The organism is Devosia sp. A16, from assembly GCF_001402915.1.
Classification (GTDB): domain Bacteria; phylum Pseudomonadota; class Alphaproteobacteria; order Rhizobiales; family Devosiaceae; genus Devosia_A.
Genome location: NZ_CP012945.1, coordinates 435,781 through 459,980 on the forward strand (window position 1 = coordinate 435,781; position 24,200 = coordinate 459,980).

General features: G+C 65.8%; 20 protein-coding genes. 8 read left to right on the plus strand and 12 right to left on the minus strand.

The window, feature by feature from the left end; genetic code table 11:
* Positions 1–44 precede the first annotated feature (44 nt).
* The 5 genes from APS40_RS02135 to sseA all read left to right on the plus strand — a co-directional run bounded on the left by APS40_RS02135 (position 45) and on the right by sseA (position 5,123).
* Positions 45–1,154 carry an ABC transporter substrate-binding protein gene (locus APS40_RS02135; protein WP_055045485.1) on the plus strand — a complete coding sequence of 370 codons (1,110 nt, stop codon included), beginning with the start codon at positions 45–47 and terminating at the stop codon, positions 1,152–1,154.
* A gap of 1 nt (position 1,155) precedes the next feature.
* Positions 1,156–2,094, plus strand: coding sequence for an ABC transporter permease (locus APS40_RS02140; RefSeq protein ID WP_082434136.1), 939 nt, complete (start codon positions 1,156–1,158; stop codon positions 2,092–2,094).
* On the plus strand, positions 2,091–2,879 hold the full coding sequence (locus tag APS40_RS02145; RefSeq protein WP_055045486.1) for an ABC transporter permease: 789 nt from the start codon (positions 2,091–2,093) through the stop codon (positions 2,877–2,879). The genes APS40_RS02140 and APS40_RS02145 overlap by 4 nt, the downstream gene beginning before the upstream one ends.
* Before the next feature lie 3 nt (positions 2,880–2,882).
* Entirely contained in the window at positions 2,883–3,950 is a 1,068-nt protein-coding gene (locus APS40_RS02150; protein WP_055045487.1) for an ABC transporter ATP-binding protein, read from the plus strand.
* Between the two features lie 336 nt (positions 3,951–4,286).
* Positions 4,287–5,123: a 3-mercaptopyruvate sulfurtransferase gene (gene sseA, locus APS40_RS02155; protein WP_055045488.1), complete on the plus strand. Its 837-nt coding sequence runs from the start codon at positions 4,287–4,289 to the stop codon at positions 5,121–5,123.
* Between the two features lie 158 nt (positions 5,124–5,281).
* Here the strand turns inward: sseA and APS40_RS02160 are convergent, their stop codons facing one another.
* Positions 5,282–8,323 (minus strand): alpha-mannosidase, encoded by a 3,042-nt coding sequence (locus APS40_RS02160; RefSeq protein WP_055045489.1) that lies wholly within the window; start codon positions 8,321–8,323, stop codon positions 5,282–5,284.
* A gap of 336 nt (positions 8,324–8,659) precedes the next feature.
* Between APS40_RS02160 and APS40_RS02165 the strand changes: the two genes are divergently transcribed.
* Complete coding sequence (locus APS40_RS02165; RefSeq protein WP_055045490.1) at positions 8,660–9,097, plus strand: VOC family protein; 438 nt, start codon at positions 8,660–8,662, stop codon at positions 9,095–9,097.
* 210 nt (positions 9,098–9,307) lie between these two features.
* On the opposite strand, the gene mmsB is transcribed toward APS40_RS02165, so the two are convergent.
* From mmsB to chvE, 3 genes are all read right to left on the minus strand, one after another.
* Positions 9,308–10,570, minus strand: a complete 1,263-nt coding sequence (gene mmsB, locus APS40_RS02170) for a multiple monosaccharide ABC transporter permease (protein WP_055045491.1) — start codon at positions 10,568–10,570, stop codon at positions 9,308–9,310.
* Positions 10,567–12,102 (minus strand): multiple monosaccharide ABC transporter ATP-binding protein, encoded by a 1,536-nt coding sequence (mmsA, locus tag APS40_RS02175; RefSeq protein ID WP_055049522.1) that lies wholly within the window; start codon positions 12,100–12,102, stop codon positions 10,567–10,569. Before mmsA ends, mmsB begins: the two co-directional genes overlap by 4 nt.
* A gap of 140 nt (positions 12,103–12,242) precedes the next feature.
* Positions 12,243–13,313: a multiple monosaccharide ABC transporter substrate-binding protein gene (chvE, locus tag APS40_RS02180; RefSeq protein ID WP_055045492.1), complete on the minus strand. Its 1,071-nt coding sequence runs from the start codon at positions 13,311–13,313 to the stop codon at positions 12,243–12,245.
* 378 nt (positions 13,314–13,691) lie between these two features.
* Between chvE and APS40_RS02185 the strand changes: the two genes are divergently transcribed.
* Positions 13,692–14,459 carry a FadR/GntR family transcriptional regulator gene (locus tag APS40_RS02185; protein ID WP_055045493.1) on the plus strand — a complete coding sequence of 256 codons (768 nt, stop codon included), beginning with the start codon at positions 13,692–13,694 and terminating at the stop codon, positions 14,457–14,459.
* A gap of 215 nt (positions 14,460–14,674) precedes the next feature.
* Here APS40_RS02185 and APS40_RS02190 read toward each other — a convergent pair whose 3' ends face one another.
* The 6 genes from APS40_RS02190 to APS40_RS02215 form a co-directional block, all read right to left on the minus strand.
* The gene (locus tag APS40_RS02190; RefSeq protein WP_055045494.1) at positions 14,675–16,102 is read right to left on the minus strand and encodes a gamma-aminobutyraldehyde dehydrogenase; all 1,428 of its coding nucleotides are present in this window, start codon (positions 16,100–16,102) and stop codon (positions 14,675–14,677) included.
* A gap of 169 nt (positions 16,103–16,271) precedes the next feature.
* Positions 16,272–17,102: an ABC transporter permease gene (locus APS40_RS02195; RefSeq protein ID WP_055045495.1), complete on the minus strand. Its 831-nt coding sequence runs from the start codon at positions 17,100–17,102 to the stop codon at positions 16,272–16,274.
* Between the two features lie 158 nt (positions 17,103–17,260).
* Complete coding sequence (locus tag APS40_RS02200; RefSeq protein ID WP_197279500.1) at positions 17,261–18,211, minus strand: ABC transporter permease; 951 nt, start codon at positions 18,209–18,211, stop codon at positions 17,261–17,263.
* 5 nt (positions 18,212–18,216) lie between these two features.
* The gene (locus APS40_RS02205) at positions 18,217–19,218 is read right to left on the minus strand and encodes an ABC transporter ATP-binding protein (protein ID WP_055045497.1); all 1,002 of its coding nucleotides are present in this window, start codon (positions 19,216–19,218) and stop codon (positions 18,217–18,219) included.
* A 281-nt stretch (positions 19,219–19,499) separates the two neighbouring features.
* Positions 19,500–20,657 carry an ABC transporter substrate-binding protein gene (locus APS40_RS02210; protein WP_055045498.1) on the minus strand — a complete coding sequence of 386 codons (1,158 nt, stop codon included), beginning with the start codon at positions 20,655–20,657 and terminating at the stop codon, positions 19,500–19,502.
* 364 nt (positions 20,658–21,021) lie between these two features.
* The gene (locus tag APS40_RS02215; RefSeq protein ID WP_055045499.1) at positions 21,022–21,945 is read right to left on the minus strand and encodes a LysR substrate-binding domain-containing protein; all 924 of its coding nucleotides are present in this window, start codon (positions 21,943–21,945) and stop codon (positions 21,022–21,024) included.
* A gap of 73 nt (positions 21,946–22,018) precedes the next feature.
* Between APS40_RS02215 and APS40_RS02220 the strand changes: the two genes are divergently transcribed.
* Positions 22,019–22,288: a hypothetical protein gene (locus APS40_RS02220; RefSeq protein WP_055045500.1), complete on the plus strand. Its 270-nt coding sequence runs from the start codon at positions 22,019–22,021 to the stop codon at positions 22,286–22,288.
* 159 nt (positions 22,289–22,447) lie between these two features.
* On the opposite strand, the gene APS40_RS02225 is transcribed toward APS40_RS02220, so the two are convergent.
* Together APS40_RS02225 and APS40_RS02230 are read right to left on the minus strand one after the other, a co-directional pair.
* Positions 22,448–23,386, minus strand: coding sequence for an IS110 family transposase (locus APS40_RS02225; protein WP_236884116.1), 939 nt, complete (start codon positions 23,384–23,386; stop codon positions 22,448–22,450).
* A 277-nt stretch (positions 23,387–23,663) separates the two neighbouring features.
* Complete coding sequence (locus tag APS40_RS02230; protein WP_055045501.1) at positions 23,664–24,176, minus strand: hypothetical protein; 513 nt, start codon at positions 24,174–24,176, stop codon at positions 23,664–23,666.
* Between the last annotated feature and the right edge of the window lie 24 nt (positions 24,177–24,200).

The window sequence follows — 24,200 nt, forward strand, 5'->3', positions numbered from 1 at the left end:
TCCCGAGTCAGGACAAGAAGCCAAAATTCCAGGGAGACTTGAGAATGATCTTCAAGAATGCGCTCGTCGCTTCGGTTTCGGTCGCGGCCCTCGCCGCTTCGACCTTCACCGTCTCGGCGCAGACCGACCTCGCCGCGCTCTACGAAGCCGCCAAGGCCGAGGGCCAGCTCACCACCATCGCCCTGCCGCACGACTGGTGCGGCTATGGCGCCGTGATCGAAGGCTTCAAGGCCAAGTATCCGGGCATCACCATCAACGAGCTCAACCCCGATGCCGGCTCGGCCGATGAAATCGAAGCCATCAAGGCCAACAAGGGCAATACCGGCCCGCAGGCCCCCGACGTGATCGACGTCGGCCTGAGCTTCGGCCCGTCGGCCAAGGCCGAAGGCCTGATCCAGCCCTACAAGGTCTCGACCTGGGACAGCATTCCCGACACGGCCAAGGACGCCGAGGGCTACTGGTACGGCGACTATTACGGCGTGCTGTCGTTCCTCGTGAACACCGACCTCGTCAGTAAGGTGCCGACCTCGTGGGCCGACCTCAAGGCCGCCGACTACGCCAATGCCGTGGCGCTGGCCGGTGATCCGCGCGCCGCCAACCAGGCCATCCAGGGCGTCTACGGCGCCGGCCTGTCGACCGGCGCCACCGACGCCAAGGCCGCGGCCGAAGCCGGCCTCGCCTACTTCGCCGAGCTCAACAAATCCGGCAACTTCGTGCCGGTGATCGGCAAGGCCGCCTCCACCGCCCAGGGCACCACGCCGATCGTCGTCGCCTGGGACTACAATGCGCTGGCCTGGCGCGATGGCTTCGCCGGCAACCCCAAGGCCGAAGTGGTGGTGCCGTCCGACAGCGTCGTCGCCGGCGTCTACATCCAGGCGATCTCGGCGTTCGCGCCGCACCCGAATGCCGCCAAGCTGTGGATGGAATATCTCTACTCGGACGAAGGCCAGCTCGGCTGGCTCGCCGGCTATTGCCACCCGATCCGCTTCAACGACCTCGCCGCCAACGGCAAGGTGCCGCAGGAGCTGCTCGACAAGCTGCCGCCGGCTGAAGCCTACGCCAAGGCGGTGTTCCCGACCCTCGACGAGCAGGCTGCCGCCAAGGAAGTGATCACCGGCCAGTGGGACGCCGTCGTCGGCGCCAACGTCCAGTAACATGGCTCATGTCAGCTCTGTAGCTGACCCCGCGGCCGGCCCGGTTTCCACCGGGCCGGCCGTGCGCGTCGGCGGCAACCCGTTCCGGTTCGTCCGCCGGCTCCGGCTGGGCGATATCCTCGCCATCGCGCCCTTCATCCTGTTCGCCCTGCTGTTCCTGCTGATCCCGACGCTCGGCCTCGTCGTCGGTGCCTTCCAGGATGGCGATGGCAACTTCACGCTCCAGAACATCATGGATCTGGGCACACCGCAGATCGTCGCCTCCTTCTGGATCTCGATCCGGGTTTCCGCCGCCTCCGCCATCCTCGGCGCCGGCATCGGGCTCATCATCGCGCTGGCCATCATCCGCGGCCGCCTGCCCGATGCGATCCGTTCGACGGTGATGACGTTTTCCGGCGTCGCCTCGAACTTTGCCGGCATCCCGCTGGCCTTCGCCTTCCTCGCCACGCTTGGCCGGCTTGGGCTTGTCACGGTGCTGCTGAAGTTCGTCGGCTTCGATCTCTACAAATCAGGCTTCAACCTCCTCAGTTTCTGGGGCCTCACCATCACCTACCTCTACTTCCAGATCCCGCTGATGATCCTGATCATCGCGCCGGCGATCGACGGGTTGAAGAAGGAGTGGGGCGAGGCCGCGGCGACCCTGGGCGCCACCAATGGCCAGTTCTGGCGCTATATCGGGCTGCCGGTACTGTGGCCGAACCTGCTCGGCACGCTGTCGCTGCTGTTCGCCAACGCGTTTGGAGCGATCGCCACCGCTTATGCGCTCACCGGCTCATCGCTCAACATCGTGCCGATCCTGCTCTATGCGCAGATCCGCGGCGACGTGCTGCACAACCCGGGCCTCGGCGCCGCGCTGGCGCTCGGCATGATCGTCATCACCGCCTTCGCCAACGTCATCTACCTGGTGATCCGCACCCGCGCCGAGAGGTGGCTCAAATGAAATCGGGCAAGCTGTGGAGCTGGATCATCTTCGGGCTCGGCGCCGCCTACTTCCTCGTGCCGCTGCTCGCCACCTTCGAGTTCTCGCTGCGCATTCGCCGCGAGGGCTACACCCTGGACGCCTACACCTCGGTGTTCTCCGACGGGCGCTTCCAGGCCTCGTTCAGCTATTCGCTGATCGTGGGCGTCTGCGCCATCGTCGTAGGGCTGCTCATCGTCGTGCCGGCCGCCTATTACGTGCGGCTGCGCGCCCCGCATTTGAGGCCGATCATCGAGTTCGTGACCCTGCTGCCGCTGATCATCCCGGCGATCATTTTGGTGTTCGGCTATATCGGGATGTACAACACCTCGTCGCCGCTGCCGCTGCTCGGCACCAACCTTGGCACCGATATCCTGCTGACCCTCGCCTACGTGGCGCTGGCCCTGCCCTACATGTACCGGGCGGTGGATACGGGGCTGCGCACCATCGACGTGCAGACCCTCACCGAGGCCGCCAATATTCTCGGCGCCAACCAGGCGACGATCATCGCCAAGGTGATCTTTCCCAACATCATCGTCGCGGTGCTGTCGGGCGCCTTCCTGACGCTCGCCATCGTCATCGGCGAGTTCACCATCGCGAGCCTGCTCAACCGTCAGGTGTTCGGCGTCTACATGCAGAATGTCGGCGCCAACCGGGCGTTCGAGCCCGCCGCCCTGGCCGTCATTTCGTTCGTCATCACCTGGGGCGCCATGGGCATGATCCAGCTGCTGGCGCGCTTCGCCCCCAAAACCGCTCGTAGGGACTAGACCATGGCAACCGAATTCCTGCGCATCGAAGAGCTGGTCAAGACTTTTAGCGGCAACCAGGTGGTGAAGGGCGTCGATCTGGCGTTCGACAAGGGCGAGTTCGTCAGCCTGCTCGGCCCCTCGGGCTGCGGCAAGACCACTATCCTCCGAATGATCGCCGGTTTCGAGCGCCCGGACTCCGGGCGCATTCTGGTCGAGGGCAAGGACATTTCCGGCCTCGCGCCGAACCAGCGCAAGATCGGCATGGTGTTCCAGGCCTATGCGCTGTTCCCCAACATGAACGTCGCCGACAATATCGGCTTCGGCCTGAAGATCGCGGGCATGCCCAAGCCGCAGCGCGAAGCCCGGGTCGAGGAGATGCTGAAGCTGATCGGGCTTTCCGGCTACGGCAAGCGCTACCCGTTCGAACTGTCGGGTGGCCAGCAGCAGCGTGTGGCGCTCGCCCGCGCGCTGGCGCCCAGCCCGCGCATGCTGCTGCTCGACGAGCCGCTTTCGGCGCTCGATGCCAAGATCCGCGTCTCGCTGCGCGAGCAGATCCGCCAGATCCAGCGCGAACTGGGGATCACCACGGTGTTCGTCACCCACGATCAGGAAGAGGCGCTCTCCATCTCCGACCGCATCGTGGTGCTCAACACCGGCAATGTCGAGCAGTTCGGCCGGCCGTTCGAGATTTACAACCGGCCGCAGACCCGGTTCGTCGCGACCTTCGTGGGGACGCTCAACACCCTCAACGCCACCGTTGCCGATGCGTCCGCAAAGACGGTGACTCTGGGCGGCACCACCGTCACCATCCCGGCGCTCCCCGCCACGGCGCGCAGCGGCGAGGCGGTGGCGCTCACCATGCGCCCCGAAGCCGTGTCGCTCGCCAACGATGCGGCGCGCGACATCGTCCTCGACGGCAAGGTGGCCGAAGTCAGCTTCCTCGGCTCGGTGATCCGGCTGAAGGTCGACCTCGGCGACAATGCCGTGAACCTCGACACCTTCAACGACCAGCGCACCCCGCCCCCCGCGCACGGCGCACCGGTACGCATCGGCATCGCCTCCAGCGACGTGCTGGTGCTGGAGCGGTAATCGCCTGGGGAGCTAGCACTACCGCTGGCAGTCGGCGTCCCTCTCCCGCTTGCGGGGGAGGGGGGACCAGCCGACAGGCTGGTGGGAGGGGGGTGCCACAAACTCTGGCCGTGCCCCTCCGCCTACCGTCAGTGCGTGGGGCTCCCCCCTCCCACCACGCTTTCGCGTGGTTTCCCCTCCCCCGCAAGCGGGAGAGGGAGTCCCCGACTGCACTCTCCTGTACTTGGCAGCAAAATCCTTTCCCCCTGCCCCTCCAACCCGCAACACTTTGACCCGCAAGTCGATTCACCTCCGCGCCATCCTGCACTAGTGTGCCCGGCAAATCGCGGAGCACCCATGACCAACCCTCTCGTCACCACCGACTGGCTCGCCGAGCATATCGACGATCCCGATGTCGTCCTCGTCGATGCCAGCTGGTACATGCCTGCGGTCAACCGCAGCGGGCGCGCCGAGTATCTGAAGAGCCACCTGCCGGGCGCGGTGTTCTTCGGCATCGACGATATCGCCGACAAGACCACCACCCTGCCCCACATGCTGCCGACGCCCGCGGCGTTTGCCGACGCGGTGGGCAAGCTCGGCATCGCCGATACCGACACCATCGTGGTCTATGACGAGGCCGGCGTGTTCGCCGCCCCGCGCGTCTGGTGGACGTTTCGCGCCATGGGCGCGAGGGACGTGCGCGTGCTCGACGGCGGCGGCCCGAAATGGCGGGCGGAGGGCCGGCCGACGTCGTCGGGCGAGGAGCAGCCGGCACCGCGCACCTTCGTGCCGCATTACCAGCCCGCCCTGGTGCAGGATTTCGATGCCGTGCTCGGGCTCACCCGCTCGAAAGCCAGGATCATCGTCGACGCCCGCCCCGGCGACCGCTTCCGCGGCGAAGTGCCGGAACCGCGCCCAGGGCTGGCCTCGGGGCACATCCCGGGCAGCCTGAGTGTGCCGGCCAGCGAGGTCACGGCGAATGGGCAGCTGAAATCGGCGGCGGAGCTGCAGGCGCTGTTCGCGAAGGCCGGCGTGGATGTGAGCAAGCCCATTGTCACCAGCTGCGGCTCGGGCGTGACGGCATCCACCGTGGCGCTGGCGCTGGCCATTGCCGGGGCGAAGGATGTGGCGGTCTATGATGGGTCATGGACCGAATGGGGCGGCCGGGCCGATGCGCCGGTGGAGAAGGGCTGAGGGGGGCTGACAGCAGGCAGACGGCCCCCTCCCATCCTCCCCCATAAAGGGGGAGGTGCCGCATCGAGTGCTTGGCACGATCGAAGCCAAAACCTCGACTCTTCACCTCCCCCTTTATGGGGGAGGCCGGGAGGGGGCCGTCTCTATCAGTCGGCGCCCTACCCCCGCGAAATCCGCCAGCTCCTCACCTCGAACGGGCGCAACTCGGCGCCCTCGCCGCGCTCCATCGGTTCCTCGAGAATGCTGAGGCTCTCCCCGAGCCTCCACCCATCCGGCACCGCGACGGCAAAGTCGCCCCGCCGGCCCGACGGCTCGTACACCCTGAGCACCAGCCCGTTGCCGTCCTCGGCCGGCTTCAGCCCCGACAGCGCTGCCGGAATGCCCTCGACCCCGATCGGGGTATAGTTCGCCGCCGCGACGCCGCTGGCGACGGCGGCCAGCATCGGCTGGTTCAGGTCTTCGGCTTCCTCGCGCACCCGACCCTCGTGCCACTCGCCGGCATGCGGATAGAGCGCGTAGGTGAAGCGCTGCCCACCCTCGTCGGCCAGCGGGTCGGGGTAGAGCGGCGAGCGCACCAGACTGAGACCGAGCACATTGCCCTTGGCGCTGTGCCCGTATTTGGCATCGTTCAGCAGCGCCACGCCGAAGCCCGGCTCGCTCATATCGAGGAAGCGGTGCCCCGGCACCTCGAACTGCGCCTGGTCCCAGCTGGTATTGTTGTGCGTCGTGCGCTGCACCACCCCGTTGGCATGTTCGAAGGTTGCATGCGTGGCGCGCACCGCCACCGGCGTCTGCGTCCGCAAGAGGCAGTGCCGATCGTGCCAGTCGATCTCGGTCGCGATATCGAGCCGCACGCCGTTGGCGTCGAGGCTGTAGGTCTGCGTCACCGTCGAGGCGCGGAAGCGCCTGACGATGCGGATCGCGGCGCGCACCGGGCTGTCCTCGACCACTCGGATGCTCTCTGGACGGCTGAGCTCGATGCCCTTCTTCGCGTAGTCTTCCTCGATGTCCCAGGCGTCCCAGTCGCGCGGCTTGTCGGCCGGATAAACCCAGAGCTGGTTGCCGCGGCCGGCCAGCGCTTCGCGGCCCGTGGCCTTGTGGATCAGGCTGGTGACGGTGCCGTCGGCCCCGATGGTAGCGCGCAGATGCGCGTTCTCGAGATGGCTCTCGCTCACCGACAGCCCGGGCACCGGCTCCAGCGTGGCGCGGGTGAACACCTTGATGCCGAGCGGCGCCATCACGTCCGGGCTCGAAAAATGCGTGCCGTCCGACAGCGTCACCCGCACCGGGCGCCGGCTGAGCGAGGGGTTCACCACGATCACCGCGTCATGCACGTCGCCATTGGGGATGCGGTTGACGATCGCCGACATCGCCATCTGCTGGCGCGCCAGCGCCCGACCCACCGCATCGTTCAGCTCCCGCTCGGCATCCTCGTAAACCTCGGCGATCGAGGAGCCGGGCAGGATGTCGTGGAACTCGTTCTTCAGCACCACGCGCCAGATGTGCTCGAGGCTTTCCGGCTGCTCGCCGCCGAGCAGCGCCGCCAGACCCGCCAGCGTCTCGGCGGTGATCAGCGCGCGCTCGGCCTGCCGGTGCGCCTTCTTGGTGGCGCTCTGCGTGGTGAGCGTCGCCCGGTGCAGCTCGAGATAGATATCGCCCTGCCACACCGGCAACTCGGTCCGCTTGCCGGTTTCGTGCGCCGCGGCGAAGAAATCCTCGACCCGGCTCCAGCGCGCCTTGGGCAGCACCGGGAAATCCCTCAGCTGCATTTCGCGTGTCACATATTCCGGCGTCACCCCGCCGCCGCCGTCGCCATAGCCCACCGCCAGCAGCGACGTGGGGTGCTGCGGCTTCTGCATGAAGTTGCGCCAGGTCTTGAGGATGCTGAGCGGGTTCACCGCCCCGTTATAGCCATGCCAGGGGTTGTTGAAGGTGTGGGTCAACACCCGCGAGCCATCGATCCCCTCCCACCAGAACAGGTCGGCCGGGATGGTATTGGTGTCGTTCCAGTTCACCTTGATGGTGAAGAACGAGTCGATACCGCCTTGTTTGAGCAGCTGCGGCAGCCCGCCCGAGAAGCCGAAGCAGTCGGGCAGCCAGCATACCCGGTGCCGGACTCCGAATTTCTGCTGGAAGTAGCGCTGGCCGTAGAGGATCTGTCGCGTCAGGCTTTCGCCGGTGGGCATATTGGTGTCGGGCTCGACCCACATGCCGCCGACCGTCTCCCAGCCGCCGGCCGCCACCTTGGCCTTGATCTTCTGGAACAGGGCAGGGTCGTCTTCCTCGATCTGCGCATAATAGTGCGCCGTCGACTGGTTGAAGCGGAAGCCCGACTGCGCCAGGTACTCGTTGCTCCCCTCCATCAGCGTCACCGCCGTCGAGAAGGTGCGGCGCATCTTCCGCCGCGTCTCGGCATAGGGCCAGAGCCAGGCGAGATCGATATGGGCATGCCCGGTGAGTGCAATCTCGCCCTGTTGCGGGAAGCGCTGCTGCAATTCGCGCAACCGCTCGATCAGCTTGCGGTCGGCGGCGATGACGCTCCGGCGCTGCTCCTCGGTGAGCGCGGCCGGATTGTTCTTGAGCGGCGGCAACTGCCAGATCTTCTGCTGGCCGCGCTGCGGCGCGAAGCGCGCGACATAGTCCTCGGTGGCCGACGGCCAGTCGAGCGCGTAGAACGCTTCCTCGGCCGCTGCGACCAGGTGCGGCACCACCTCGTGCTCTCCCAACTCCGAAGCTGCTTCATGCACCTGCTGCAACCGCAGGCGGAACGCGTCCACCGCGCCATCGAGCCAGTAGAGCCTGGCTTCGTTCAGGTGGGGCTTGCGCACCGGCTCGCCGAACGGCAGCCGCGCCACCGCTTCCGCCTCGATGCGGAAGTCGTGCGCCCGAACCGGGAATTCCTTGTGATAGGGGTCGTTGCCGAAGCCGACATTGTCGTCGGCATAGATCAGCGTCGCCAGCGCCTCACCGCCGAGGTCGAGGAACAACCGGGTTTCGGCAATCGGCCAGCTCGACGGCACCGAAACACCGACGGCAAAGTTCTGCACGCCGTCGCGGTTCGGCCATGGCGCGCCGACTTCGATCGGCTTGCCGTTGAGCGTCCAGCTTCCGACCGGAACCGTCTCGCGCTCGCGCCACCAGGTGAGCTCATCCAGCCGCACCCTGATCCGGTCCAGCCGCTGCCCGATGGAGAGAGCCATACGAAGTATCCTTGTTTGCAACGTTACAATGCGCGGCGGACCAAACCATAACTGGCCGCGGCTCGCTAGGGCGGGACGCGGGAAATGTTGGCGTGTCCGAGGGTGATTGGGGCCTGGCGCATCGCCAGCGCGGTCAGGGAGAACACTAGATGCTCCCACCCGCCGATGTCATCCTAGCGAAAGCTGGGAGCCAACTCACAGCCAGCGCCAGCGGAACTCGGTCCCAGCTCCCGCTGGGATGACACCGAGTGTGTTGATGCGCCAGTGGTTGACCGCGAGCTGCCCTCACGGGCCGAACCACGCTACCTTCGACCGCTCTTTGTGGAGACCGTGCCTATGGCAATCAAGCGAATGGACAATGTCGGCATCGTCGTCGAAGACCTCGACCGGGCGATCGAGTTTTTCGTCGAACTCGGCCTCGAGCTCGAAGGCCGCGCGACCATCGAAGGCGAGTGGGCCGGCCGGGTCACCGGTCTCGGCGACCAGCACGTCGAGATCGCCATGATGAAAACGCCCGACGGGCACAGCCGGCTGGAACTGTCCCGCTTCCTGCGTCCGGCCGTTATTGCCGATCACCGCCGGGCGCCCGTCAACGCGCTGGGCTACCTGCGCGTCATGTTCGCCGTGGACGATCTCGACCAGACGCTGGCCCGGCTCGACAAACATGGCGCCGAACTGGTGGGCGAGGTCGTCGACTATCAGGGGGTCTATCGGCTCTGCTACATCCGCGGCCCTGAAGGGCTGCTCATCGGGCTGGCCGAGGAGCTGGGGTGAGCCCTCCCCTCCCGAAGGGCGCCCCGCCGCGCCCCGTGTGAGGCACCAAACACCCCCAAACACCGATGTCATCCCTGCGAAAGCACGGATCCATCCACCTGCGCGGGTTGTGAGTTGGGTCCCTGCTTTCGCAGGGATGACACCGAGTTTGTTGAACTGTCCCAGCACTCTCGCACACCACCTGAGGTAAGCGTGCCTTATTGAGACCGCCTACGCCTTGTTCTTGTTGTAGAGATCGAAGAACACCGCGGCGAGCAGCACCACGCCCTTGATCATCTGCTGCAGGTCGATGTTGATGCCCATGATCGACATGCCGTTATTGAGCACCCCCATGATGAAGGCGCCGATCACCGCGCCGGCGACCTGGCCGACGCCGCCCAGCGCCGAAGCGCCGCCGATGAACACCGCGGCGATAACGTCGAGTTCGAGCCCCTGCCCCGCCTTGGGCGTCGCCGAGTTGAGGCGCGCGGCGTAGATCATGCCGGCGAGGGCGGCGAGCGCGCCCATGATGGCGAAGACATAGAAGGTCAGCCGCTCGGTCTTGATGCCCGAGAGCGCCGCCGCCTTGGGGTTGCCGCCGATCGCATAGATGCGGCGGCCAAAGGTCAGGCGCTTGGTGAGGAATACGAAACCGGCGATCAGGATGCCCATCACCACCAGCACGTTAGGCAGGCCTTTGTAGGAGGCGAGCATATAGGTGAAGAACAGCACCAGCGCGGCGATCACGATGTTCTTTGCCGCGAACAGGGCGAACGGCTCGGTCTCGTAGCCGCGCGCCGTGCGCCGCGCCCGGCTGCGGACCGACAGCAGGATCATGCCCACCACCGCGACGACGCCGATGGCGAGCGTCGCCCCGTGCAGCACCAGCGGCTGCACGCCCTGGCTGGCCGGCACCAGGGTGATCGCCCCGATGAAGTCGGGAATGAAGCCGGCCGACAGCAACTGGAACTCGGCAGGGAACGGCCCGACCGACTGGCCGGCCAGCAGGGAAAGCGACAGGCCCTTGAAGATCAGCATGCCGGCCAGCGTCACGATGAAGCTGGGAATCCGGTAATAGGCGATGAGATAGCCCTGGGCCGCGCCGATTGCCGCCCCGACCACGAGGCAGATGAGCCCGGCGACGATCGGGTTGGCGAGGAAGGCGAGCTCCGGCGGGAATTTCCAGCCGATCATCAGCATGGCGGCGAGGGCGCCGATGAATCCCGACACCGAGCCGACACTGAGATCGATATGGCCGGCGACGATCACCAGCAGCATGCCCAGCGCCATCACGATGATGTAGCTGTTCTGCAGCACGATATTGGTGAGGTTCAGCGGCTTGAACAGCACCCCGCCGGTCGTCCACTGGAAGAGCAGCATGATCAGGATCAGCACGAGCAGCAGGCCGTACTCGCGCAGGTTCGCCTGCAATGCGCCCCAGATGGAGGGTGGCGCGGCGGCTTCTGCCGGGCTCGCAGCGGTTTCGGTCGTCATGATGCGATCTTCCCTTCGGCGCGCACGATGGCGCGCATGATCTTTTCCTGGCTCGCCTCGGCGGTCGGCATCTCGCCGACCAGCCGGCCCTCGTTCATCACATAGAGGCGGTCGGTGATGCCCAGCAGTTCCGGCATCTCCGAGGAGATGACCAGGATGGCTTTGCCCTGGGCGGCGAGCTGGGCGATGATGCTGTAGATTTCATACTTGGCGCCAACGTCGATGCCGCGGGTCGGCTCGTCGAGGATCAGCACTTCGGGGTTGGCGAACAGCCACTTGGACAGCACCACCTTCTGCTGATTGCCGCCCGAGAGGTTCCCCGTCGTCTGATAGACGCTGGAAGACCGGATATTGGTCTTCTTGCGATAGTCGTTGGCGGCGTCGAGTTCCTTGAGGTCATCGATGACGCCCCAGCGCGACACGCCCAGGAGGTTCGCCAGCGTCGTGTTGTGCTTGATGTGGTCGATCAGGTTGAGCCCATAGGTCTTTCTGTCCTCGGTGGCGTAGGCAATGCCGTGCGACACCGCCTTCTCCACCGTCGAGGTATCGACCTTGCTGCCATGCAGCCGCACCTCGCCGGTGACTTTCACCCCGTAGGATTTGCCGAACAGGCTCATGGCGAATTCGGTGCGACCCGAGCCCATCAGCCCGGCGATCCCCACCACTTCACCCTTCCTCACGTTCAGGTCGATCCCCTTGATCACCTGCCGATCGCGGTGCTGCGGGTGGTAGACCGACCAGTTCTTCACCTCGAACACCACGTCGCCGATCCTGGGCGTACGCGGCGGATAGCGATCCTCGAGCGGGCGGCCGACCATCGAGGTGATGATCCGATCCTCCGAGATATCGGCCTTGTCGAGCGTTTCGATGGTGTGACCGTCGCGGATCACCGTGATCCGGTCCGAAACCTTGGAGACTTCGTTGAGCTTATGGGAGATCAGGATGCAGGAAATGCCCTGCGCCTTGAAGCCGAGCAGCAGGTTGAGCAGCGCCTCGCTGTCCTTTTCGGAGAGGCTCGCAGTGGGCTCGTCGAGGATCAGGAGCTTCACTTCCTTGGACAGCGCCTTGGCGATCTCGACCAGTTGCTGCTTGCCGGTGCCGATATTGGTGACCAGCGTATCGGGATCCTCGTTGAGCCCGACCTTCTTCAGCACGGCGCGAGCGCTCTCGCGCGTCTCGTCCCAGTCGACGATGCCGGCCCTGGCGCGCTCGTTGCCGAGGTAAATGTTCTCGGCGATCGACAAGAGCGGCACCAGCGCCAGCTCCTGGTGAATGATGACGATGCCCTTGTGCTCGCTGTCGCGGATCGAGCGGAAGTGGCATTCCTCGCCGTTGTAGATGATCTGCCCCTCGTAGGAGCCGTGCGGGTAGACCCCGGACAGCACCTTCATCAGCGTCGACTTGCCGGCACCGTTCTCCCCCACGATGGCGTGGATTTCGCCGGCGCGCACGTCCAGGTTGACGTTCTGCAGCGCCTTCACGCCGGGGAAGGTCTTGGTGATGTCGCGCATCTGCAGGATCGTGTCACGCATCTCCACGATGGTGTCGGTCATGAGCGGCCTTCTGCTTGGTTCCGGTCGCCCAGCGGCGCCACGGAGCCGGATTTTACTTGAGCGATTGGCATGCCGAAAGGGCCCCGCAAACGAGCGGGGCCCTTCCGAAGTCTTCGACCTTACTGCAGGTCGGATTCCTTGATGTAGCCGGAGTCGACGACCAGCGCCTTGTAGTTGGTCGTATCGACTTCGTACGGGGTCAGCAGGATCGAGGGCACGACCTTGACGCCGTTATTGTAGGTCTTGGTGTCGAGCCCTTCGGGCGTGCCGCCCGAGAGCACGGTGTCGACCAGATCGGCCGTGGTCTTGGCCAGTTCGCGGGTATCCTTGTAGACGGTCGAGAACTGCTCGCCGGCGATGATCGCCTTCACCGACGGGACTTCCGCATCCTGGCCGGTGATGATCGGCCAGGGCTGGTCGGCCGAGCCGTAGCCGACGCCGCGCAGCGACGAGATGATGCCGCGGCTCAGCCCGTCATAGGGGGCCAGCACGCCATCGACGCGGCTGCCGTCCGAGTAGTTGGCGCTGAGGATGTTGTCCATGCGGGCCTGCGCCACGGCGCCGTCCCAGCGGAGCGTGCCGACCTTGTCCATGCCGGTCTGGCCGGACTTGATGACGACCGAGCCGTCGTCGATCAGCGGCTGGATGACGCTCATCGCGCCGTCGTAGAAGAAGAAGGCGTTGTTGTCGTCGGGCGAGCCGCCGAACAGTTCGACGTTCCACGGCTTGGTGTTGGGGAAGCGTTCCTTCAGCCCCTTCACCAGCGAGTTGGCCTGCAGCACGCCGACCTGGAAGTTGTCGAAGGTGGTGTAGTAGTCGACATTGCCGCTGTCGCGGATCAGGCGGTCATAGGCGATGACCTTGATGCCCGAGTCGGCAGCCTGCTGCAGCACCGCCGAGAGCGTCGTGCCGTCGATCGAGGCGATCACCAGGGCCTTCACGCCCTTGGTCACCATGTTCTCGATCTGGGCGAGCTGGTTCGGGATGTCGTCCTCGGCGTATTGCAGGTCGACGCTGTAGCCCTTGCCCTCGAGGGCGGCCTTCAGCGAGTCGCCGTCCGAAATCCAGCGGAGCGACGACTTGGTCGGCATGGCGATGCCGATAGCGCCCTTGTCCTGGGCAAACGCCTGGCCGGCGAGCGCAATGGCGCCGACGGCGACGGCGGTCATAAGAAGCTTAAAGGCTTTCACTGGTTTCCTCCCGGGTAAACCTTTGTGCTGAAACCGCGAGCCGGACGTGCGGTTCGCGGGGAGGAGAGGTGGCGGGAGCGACCATCGCAGCTGTCTGACTGCGCCGGCCCTGTCGCCTGCCGGATGCCGACGGCGATGCCTCCCAAAACGCCCCGCAGCCGGGGCATTTCGCGCGTCCTCCAACGCGCCGGCGGAACCTAGAGTAATCAGATATCGCTGTAAAGATGTCCCCAGATCAGCTCACCGCGAGCCGTCGGCGGAGCTTTCATCCTTGCTCAAATTGCTATGTTCGCATTACAATTTCGGCCGAGGAGAGCACCGGACAGACGAGTAAACTCGCACCGGCGCCGCATAACATATCAGATAGGTTTGAGGGGAATGGCCCGTAGCGACGCGACCGCAGGCCCGGAGGAGTATCCACCGACGGCGGCCGAGCGGGTAGCCAACGAATTGACCGAGATCATCCTCGGCGAACTGGCCCCCGGCTCCAGCATTCCAAGCGAAGCCGACATCGCTGCCCGTTTCGAGGTCAGCCGCCTGACCGTGCGCGAAGCGGTCAAGATGCTCGTTGGGCGCGGCCTGCTCCATATCGGCCGCGGGCGGCGCGCCATCGTGCGCGAACCGGACAGTTCGGTGTTCGCGGCGCTGCTGGTGTCCATCGTCCGCAACGACCCCAAGGGGCTGTTCGACCTGATCGAACTGCGCATGGCCATGGAATCGCTTTCCTCGGGCCTCGCCGCGCAGCGCGTCAGCCGCGCCGGCGTCCAGGCCATCGACGCCGCCATGCGCGACATGCGCGACTCGGCGGCGCTGGCTGCCGACGGCGCCAATCCCGAGGCCGAGGCGCGCTTCCACGAAAGCGACCTGCAGTTCCACGAAGCCATCGCCATGGCGAGCGGCAACCGGGTCATCGCCTTCATCTTCGAAGCCATGGCCAAGCCGCTGCGCGAGAGCTTCGTGATGAGCCGGCGCGGCCAGACCCTGCGTGGCGCCGGCCGGGCCGAAACCCTGGAAGCCCACCAGGCCATCCTCGACGCCATCCGCGCCGGCGACCAGCGCGCCGCCGTCGCCGCCATGCGCGCGCATCTGAAGAGCACTGAGCTGGACATCCGCTCGCACCTCGCCAGCGGCGTGGCGGCGGCTTAGTCCGGACGGTGCACCCGCGTCCCCTCGCCCCTGAGGGGAGAGGGCAAGCGCAGCTTGCGAGCGTCAGCGAGTTAGCGGAGCTAGGGTGAGGGGTTCAGCCTCTCCCCATGTTGCCTCGCCCAGCATGCGGCACCGCTTCACCCCTCATCCGGCGCTTCGCGCCACCTTCTCCCCTGAGGGAGAAGTGAACCGGTGGCACGGCCGCTGCAACTCCCCTACCCGTGATTGATCATCACGTGCCGGACCGCCGTATAGTCCTCCAGCGCATAGACCGACATGTCCTTGCCATAGCCCGACTGCTTCAGCCCGCCATGCGGCATCTCGTTGACCAGCATGAAATGGGTGTTGATCCAGGTGCAGCCATATTGTAGTCGCGCCGCCGTCTGCATCGCCTTGGACACATCCCTGGTCCATACAGATGAGGCGAGGCCGTAGTCGCTGTCATTGGCCCAGGCGATCGCATCCTCGGGGTCGGAGAAGCGGGTGACCGACACCACCGGACCGAACACTTCGCGCCTGACGATCTCGTCCTGTTGCAGCGCCCCGGCGATCACCGTCGGCTCGTAGAAGAAGCCCTTGTCGCCCGACATGTGGCCGCCCGCGGTGATCCGGATATGCGGCAGCTCCGAGGCCCGCTCGACGAAGCTCGCCACCCGGTCGCGCTGGCGCCTCGAGATCAGCGGTCCGATCTCGTTGAGCGTGTCGTCGGCCTGGTTGTACCTGATCGAGTTCACCGCCGAGCTCAGGTCGGCCACCAGCTTGTCGTGGATCCTGGGGCCGGCATAGATGCGGCAGGCCGCCGTGCAGTCCTGCCCGGCATTATAGTAGCCGAACGCCTTGAGCCCGCTCACCACCGCCTCGAGGTCGGCGTCGTCATAGACGATCACCGGCGCCTTGCCGCCGAGCTCGAGATGGGTGCGCTTCACCGATTTGGCCGCCGCCTGCAGCACCTTCTTGCCGGTCGCCACATCGCCGGTGATCGAGATCATGTTGATCCTGGGATGGTTGATCAGCGCGTTGCCGACGCTGTCGCCGCGCCCGAGGATGACGTTGACCACCCCTTCCGGCAGCACCTCGGCAAACACCCTCGCGAGCTTCAACGCCGTCAGCGGCGTCTGTTCCGATGGCTTGAACACCACGGTGTTGCCGCCGGCGATGGCCGGCGCCAGCTTCCAGGCCATCATCATCAGCGGGTAGTTCCACGGCGCGATAGAGCCGACGATGCCTACGGGATCGCGCCGCACCATCGAGGTGTGGCCGGGCAGATATTCTCCGGCGATGGCGCCCTGCATGTTGCGTACCGCGCCGGCAAAGAAGCGCCAGCAATCGACGATCGCCGGGATCTCGTCGTTCTTGACCGCATTGATCGGCTTGCCGCAGTTGAGTGCCTCGAGCGCCGCAAAGCCGTCGGCATCGTCCTCGATCGCCTGGGCGATCCGCAGCAGGTAGTTCGAGCGCTGCGCCGGCGTCGTCCGCGACCAACCGGCGAACGCCTTCTCGGCGGCCAGCACCGCCGCATCGATCTGGCCGAGCGACGCCTCGGGGATGGCCCGGATCAGCTCACCGGTCCGGGGATTGAGCACCTGCTCGTCGGTCTCCGTCCCTGCCTCGAAGCGCGAGCCGATCAGCATCTGAGTGTCCATTAGTCTCTCTCCCATTCGATGGAACTGAGCGGGCTGACCCCCACCCTTGATCCCTCCCCGCAAGGGGGAGGGAGACGCAAACTGAGATGTCGGTGCGAGGGCCTCCCTCTCCCTTGCGGGGAGGGGACAGGGGTGGGGGTCAGCCCGCACCGGCGGTTCAAGGTCACGCTCACTTCCCCATCCCCGCCACCGTCTGATCGCCGCCGCGGCTGAAGTAGAACGCCAGCAAGATCGGCAGCAGCGTCACGATCACCACCACCATGGCGACCACATTGGTCACCGGGCGCTGCCGCGGCCGCACCAGTTCCTCGAGCATCCAGATCGGCAGCGTCTGCTGCTGGCCGGCGGTGAAGGTGGTGACGATCACCTCGTCGAAGCTCAATGCAAAGGCCAGCATGCCGCCCGCCAGCAGCGCCGTGCCGATATTGGGCAGGATCACGTGACGGAAGGTCTGGAATTTGTCGGCGCCCAGGTCCATCGCCGCCTCGATCATCGAACCGGAGGTCCGCCGGAAGCGCGCCACCGCGTTGTTGTAGACGACGACGATGCAGAAGGTCGCGTGCCCCAGGACGATCGTCCAGAACGAGAACGGGATCTCCATCAGGCTGAAGGCCGAACGCAGCGATATGCCGGTGATGATGCCGGGCAGCGCAATGGGGAGGATCACCAGCAGGGAGATCGTCTCGCGCCCGAAGAACCGGGTGCCCGACACCGCCGCGGCGCACAATGTCCCCAGCACCAGCGCGATGGCGGTCGAGATCGCCGCCACCTGCACCGACAGCGTCAGCGCCTGCCACACGTCGGGCCGGTTCCAGGTCACCTCGAACCACTTGAGCGTCAGCCCCGGAGGCGGCCATTGATAGGTCCGCTCCTCCGACGAGAAGGCGTAGAGGAAAATCAGCGCGATGGGGGCGAGCATGAAGAACAGCCCGGCGCCGGCGGCAAGCTTCAGGCCCCAGGGGGCGCGGGGGCTATCCGCCCGCTGGCGGTCAGAGCGCATGGGGGCCTTCCTCTTCACCTCTCCCTTGGGGGAGAGGTCGGCGCGGAGCGCCGGGTGAGGGGGCCTTGCCCCAAGCCTTGTTCCTGGGGCAAGCCCCCCTCACCCCCACCCTCTCCCCCCAGGGAGAGGGGGCGAAGGAGCCGCCACGCAGGAGCACACTAAAGCGCATCGAACGCCCCCATGCGCTTGGCCATCCACAGATAGAGCCCCATGATGACGATCGGCACCACGGTGAAGGCCGCCGCCAGCGGGATGTTGCCCGCCGTGCCCTGGTGCGCATAGACCGCCTGGCCGATGAAGAAGGCCGAGGTGCCGATGATCTGCGGGATGATGTAATCGCCCAGCGTCAGCGAGAAGGTGAAGATCGAGCCCGCGACGATCCCCGGCAGCGCCAGGGGGAAGATCACCTTCCAGAACGTCTGCAGCGGCGTCGCCCCGAGATCGGAAGACGCATCGAGCAGATTGGTCGGCACCCGCTCGATCGCTGCCTGGATCGGCAGGATCATGTAGGGCATCCACACATAGACAAAAACGATGAAGGTGCCGGTATAGCTGATGGAGAGCGAGTTGCCGCCGATCACCGGCAGGCCAAGCCAGGCGTCGAGCAGCCAAGTGAGGTGCAGTTGCGCGAACACCCAGTTGAGGATGCCCTCCTTGGCGAGGATCAGCTTCCAGGCATAGACCTTGACCAGGTAGCTGGCCCATAGCGGCAGCATGATGCCCAGATAGAACAGCGCCTTCCATTTCCCCCGCGCGTAGCGCGCCGCCATGTAGGCGATGGGAAAGGCGATCAGCGCCGAGGCCAGCGTGACCGCCGCCGCCATGGTCACCGTGCGGAGGATCACGTCGAGGTTCTGCGGCTTCAGCAGCTCCGCATAGGTCTTGAGCGTGAACTCGTGGTTGATCAGCCCGGAGAACTCGTCGATCGAGAAAAAGCTCTGCAGCAGCAGCGCGAACAGCGAGCCTATATAGACGATGCCAAGCCACAGCAGCGCCGGCAGCAGCAACAGGAACACGAACAGCTTCGGCTGCCGCCAGAAGCGGTCGCTGAGCGCGCCGAGCCAGCCGCGCCGGTTGGGCAGGATCGCGCCGGAACTGGTCGCGGCGATCGCGCTCACTCGGCCGCCTCCATCAGGTGCAGCGCCTCGCGCGCAAAGCCGATGGTGACGCGTTCTCCCTCGCCCGGCACGTCCGCGCCCGACGGCACCACCGCGTGGAGCAGCGTCTCGCCAAGCGAAATGCCGAGCCGGGTGCTGGCGCCGAGATAGGCGCGCGACACCACCGTGCCGGTGAGCGCCGAATGGCCGCCCTCGCCGCGCACCAGGTGGACCGCCTCGGGCCGCAGCGACGCCCAGCGCCGCTGGCCGGCGACCGTCTCGACGAACTCGGGCGCCAGCACATTGGATGAGCCGACGAAATCGGCGACGAAGCGCGAGTTGGGCTGGCGGTAGATCGCCTCGGGCGTTCCCACCTGCACCAGCTTGCCGAAATTGAACACCGCTACCCGGTCGGCCATCGACAGGGCCTCGCCCTGGTCGTGGGTGACGAAGATGAAGGTGATGCCGAGCGTCTTCTGCAGCGCCTTCAGCTCTTCCTGCATCTGCTCGCGCAGTTTGAGATCGAGCGCTCCGAGCGGCTCGTCTAGCAGCAACACCCTCGGCCGGTTGACGATGGCGCGGGCCAGCGCCACCCGTTGTCGCTGCCCGCCCGAGAGCTGGCCGGGCCGGCGCTCGCCATAGCCGCCGAGCTTCACCAGCTCCAGCGCCGCTTCCGCCTCGCGAGCCCGCGTCGGCTTGTCGACCTTCTTCAGCATCAGCGAGAATTCGACGTTTTCGCGCACGTTCATGTGCGGGAACAGCGCGTAATCCTGGAACACCGTGTTGACGTTGCGCCGATAGGGCGGCACGCCCTCCACCGCCTCGCCGAAGATCCGGATCTGCCCCAGCGTCGGCTGCTCGAAGCCGGCGATCAGCCGCAGGCAGGTGGTCTTGCCCGAGCCCGAGGGGCCGAGCATGGCGAAGAACTCCCCCTCGCCGACCTCGAGGTCGACCTGGTCGAGAGCTTTCACCGCACCGAAATGGCGGGAAACGGTCTGGAGGGATACGGCCGAGGTCATGCGTCGATGGGCCTTTGCGTCAACCGGGGAATTGCTGTTCGCAGTCCGCGGGATCGTACCGGAGGATTTGCTGGCGCAAATCCCCGGGTTGTGGCCGGTCGATTGCCGTTGGCAATCGCCGGGTCCGGACGATTTGCCGTTGGCAAATCGCCTGGGTGATGTCACCCCCGCGGCGGCGAAGTCCACTCGCTGTGGACGCGAGGTTGCGCTGGACCGCGCCGCCGCGGGAGTGGCCGTCGTGGGTGAGGACGCGGCGCGAACGCCCCGTCCTCGGGCCGCTCTCAACGGCCGCCGATGACCCCGACGTAGTCGCTGACCCAGCGGTAATAGGGCACGCATTCGCCCTGCTCGCACTTGGCGGTGGGAGTCCGCCAGAAGCGGATCTTGTCGAACTCCTCGTAGCCGTTGGTGGCGCAGCCTTCGTCGGTCAGCAGTTCATTGCCCTTGCACGCTGCCGGCACCGACGGCACCGTGCCGAACCAGGCCGATACATCGCCCTGCACCTTGGGCGAGAGCGAATGCTCCATCCACATATAGGCGCAGTTCGGGTGCGGGCTGTCCGCATGCAGCATCGTGGTGTCGGCCCAGCCGGTGATGCCTTCCTCGGGGAAGGTCGAGGCGACCTTGGCGCCCTCGGCCTTCAGCACGTTGACCATGAACGGCCAGGACGAGGAGGCGACGACGCCTTCGTTCTTGAAGTCGTCCATCTGGATGAACGCATCGTGCCAGTAGCGGCCGACCAGGGTGCGCTGCACGCGCAGCAGATCGAGCGCCGCCTTGTACTGGTCCTCGTTCAGCGCATAGGGATCGGTGATGCCCAGTTCCGGCTTGTGCTTCATCAGATAGAGCGCCGCGTCGGCCACGTAGATCGGGCCGTCATAGGCCTGCACGCGCCCCTTGTTGGACTTGCCGTCGGGCAGCGTCTGCTCCTCGAACACCACGTTCCAGCTGGTCGGCGGCTTATCGCCGAACACCTCGGTATTGTACATCAGCACATTGGCGCCCCAGACATAGGGCGTGCCGTAGTGGGTGCCGTCGACCGTGTGCCAGGCGGCGTTCTGCAGCCGCTCGTCGATCGTCGACCACGACGGGATCAGCGCCGTATTGATCGGCTGCACCCGCTTGCCGGCGATCAGCCGCAGCGAGGCGTCGCCCGAGGCGGTGACGAGGTCGAAGCCGCCCTCGTTCATCAGCGCCACCATTTCGTCGGAGGTATTGGCGGTCTTCACCGTCACCTTGCAGCCGGTATCGGCTTCGAACTTGGTGACCCAGTCATAGTTCGGGTCGGTCTCACCGCGCTCGATGTAACCGGCCCAGGCGACGATCGAGACTTCGCCCTCGCCCGCGCCGAGCGACTGCAGCATCTGCTGCGCAGCCACCTGACCGGTGAAGGTCGCAACCATAGTCAAGGCCGTACACGTCTTGAGGATGGATTTCATCGATTTCTCCCTGCTCGGGCGGCGCTCCCAAATGCGCCTCACGCCCTTGCCTCGGAGCTTATCGAGCGGTTTGCTATGCGCAAATGCATTCGTCCGAGGGAAGCTTTCGGATTTTCCGATAGCTGGAGTTGTCCTAGGGGGTCCGCCACTGTTCCCCTCGCCCTCGGGAGCGCTCTCGCGCCCCTAGGAGGGTAGTGCAGCTAGGACCGTAGGTCCGTAGCGGAACTGGTGAGGGGTTCAGCTTCTCAACGAGCGCTCGCTGCACCGCCTCACCCCTCAACCGGCGCTACGCGCCACCTTCTCCCCTGAGGGGAGAAGGGATAGGGCTGCCAGCGCCGAGGCAAAGCTGCGCAGGCTACCACTCTCACCGCTCCTGCGCCGCCCTGCCCCTTGGTGCGTGTTGCTGTTGCGCCAGGCCGATGAAGTCCCGTGCTGCCTGGGTCAGCCGGCTGCCGCGGCGCCAGACCATCCCGACCTGCACTACCGGCAGCGCGCCGGAAATGTCGCGGCTCTCGATCCGGTCGCCTTCCAGCGACCACGGCCGGTAGACCAGGTCGGGCAGCAGCGCGATGCCCGCCCCGGTGGCGACGAGGCTGCGCACTGCTTCGACCGAGCGGGTGCGGAACGCCACATTGGGCCGGGCGCTGAACGCGGCGAGGAGCTTGCCGGTGTTCTCCTCGGTCTCGTCCACCGTCAGCATGATCAGCGGTTCCGGCACGATATCGGAGACCGAGATGATGTCGGCGCCGGCCAGCCGGTGCCCGAGCGGCAGCCACAGCCGATAGGGCGAGGTCTCGAAGATCTCGGCCTGCAGCGCCACGCGGTCCCTCAAATTGGAGATCACCATCACCGCCACGTCGAGCTCGCCACCGATCAACAGGTGCTCGAGGTAATCGCCATTGTCCTCGATCGCCGTGACATTGACGCCCGGATAGGCCCGCCGGTAGCGCGCCAACAGGTCCGACAGCACATAGCCGGCGACCAGCGAGGTCACGCCCAGTTGCAGGTTACCTCCGACAGGCGCTTCCGCCTCGCCGAAACTGCGGCGCGCATCCGACACGCTGGCAAGGATGCGGGCGGCGTGGCGATAGAACTGATGGCCCTTGTGGGTGATGGTGAGCCCACGCCGATGCCGCTCGAACAGCGTCACCCCGAGGTCGGATTCCAGCTCCTTGATCGCATCGGTCACCGCCGACTGGCTGATCGACAGCGACTGCGCCGCCCCCGAAACGGTTCCCTCCTCGGCAACCGAGATGAAATATTGCAGCTGCCTGAGGGTAAAAGCCATGAGGCACTAAAGCATTGGCAGCGAGGCCGCTCAATCGCTATGGGTGGGCAAACTCGAGCTTCGGAGGCAAATCATGGGCAGCCGCGCCAACACCCTCGCCGCCATCGAGCGCCGCGTCCGCCGCATCGGCCGGCCGTTCGGCGTCAGCCTGCTGATCGCCGAAAAGCGCAACCCCAAGATCGAGGCGCATGGCGGCTACATGCTGCGCGACGACGAGACTTTCGAGATCGTCTTCGGCAATGCCGGCTACGATTTCTCCGCCAGCCTCGAGGAGGTCGAGGCGTTCCTGATGGAATCGCGCACCGCCATGCGCGAGGAGATCAAGGGCAAGAAGAAGCGCTGACTGTCGACCCTCACAGTCGCTCGTCGCTTTGCTCCAAGCGCGCTACGCTTCGCTGCGCGTACCCCTCATCCGCCCTTCGGGCACCCTCAAGGGGAGAAGGCGATTGAACCGAGAGCTCTCAGTCGGGTGCCTTCTCCCCTTGAGCAACCGTGTTTGAAGTCAAGCTGGGCTTGGGATCCAAGGTGCGTCGTTTGCGAGGATGGCGTTTGCGGTCGTGAGCAGCTTTCGCATGGCGGCGACGATGGCCAGCTTTGCCGGTTTGCCTTGGCTGCGGAGCCTTTGATAGAAGGTTTTGATGGGTGGGTTGGCGCGGATGGCTGAGATTGTGGCCATGTAGAGGGCGCAGCGCACCGACAATCGACCGCCCGCGATATGAGCTTGGCCTCGCATCTGGCCGCTGTCGTGCACGAAGGGCGCCACCCCCGCCAGAGCTGCTGCCTGCTTGTTACCGATGCTGCCCAACTCGGGCATCTCGGCGATGAGTACGGCTGCCGTGACCCGGCCGATGCCGGGAATGGAGGCCAGCAGTTCGGCCCGGCGGTGCAGGCCGGCATGCTGTGCGATGTGCTCGGTGATCTGCTTATCGATGGCGGCGATCTGAGTACTCAGGAAGTCGATATGGGCCTTGATGCTGGCCTTGATCGTCTGGCCCTCGGGGTGCTCGCTGCGCTGCTTCTCCATGGCCAGCATGTCCACCATCTGCCGACGCCGACGTACCAGGTCGGTCAGCTCCAGGGCATAGGGATCGTGCGGATCGGGCTGTGGCTGCATGAGGCGAGCGAAGCGCAGGATGGCCTGCGCGTCAATCGCATCGGTCTTGGCCATCTGCCCGTCGGCACGGGCCAGATCCCTCACCCGGCGGGGGTTGACCTTGCTCAGGGCAATGCCGTGTTCAGCCAGTTCGCGAGCCATCAGTCGGGTATAGCTGCCAGTGGCTTCACACACCACGTGCGGCCGCCTCAGCGTCCCGAGCCGCACGATCAGGCGGCGCACCCCTGCCTGAGTATTGGAAACACGAAGCACCGCGGTCTCGGTTATGGCCAGGTCCAGGTGCTGCTTGGATACGTCGACGCTGACGTAGTCGGGGGAAGCGATCATGATGCTCTGCCTTGTATGCGGGCCCAAAGCCCAACCAACCGTTCGAGATCGTCACGAAGGGCCGGAGGCGTACGCTCAAGGACGAGCTCGAACGCTCAGGGGAGACACACGCCCCCCGACCACAGGCCCCGGAAAAACACCAGAACCTGCAGGGTCAGATCTGATCACTATCGACCCACAAACGGAACATACAAGGGAGAAGGTGGCGCGCAGCGCCGGATGAGGGGTATCGCATCGTCTTCGATGCGCGCTTGGAGCGTTTGCGACGAGCGACTGCCTACCGCAGCACCCCCCGCACCCACTCGCGCACGCCACGCACCCAGCCCACCGCCGTCTGCCACGCCGCCGTCGACTTCGCCCACGCGATCGCCCGATCGCGCAGGCCGAACATCCAACCGAGCAACCGCGCCAGCCACCCGATCTGCATGAGCGGCACATACACGGCGTGAAAAATCCGCTCGACCACCAGCAGCGACAGCGCATGGGCGAGCAACAGTCCGATGGTGCCGGTGATGACGTGGCCAGTGCCGGCCCACCAGATGGCGACCACCTTCATCGGTTCGATCACCACGAATGGCACGCCCAGCGCCACCAGCGCCGCATAAGGCGGCAGCCGGCCGAGCCACTCACCCAGGCGCTGGAACAGCCGGAGCGCGCTGAGCCAGGCGATCAGCGGCCGGAACAGCGGGAACAGCAACTCATCGAGCAGCGTGTAGATTACCACCGCGACAGTCACTACCGCCCGCCCGACGGCGCGGATCGCCCGCGTAATCGCCCCCTGGTCCGCCATGTTTTCCTCTGCCGCTTACGAAGG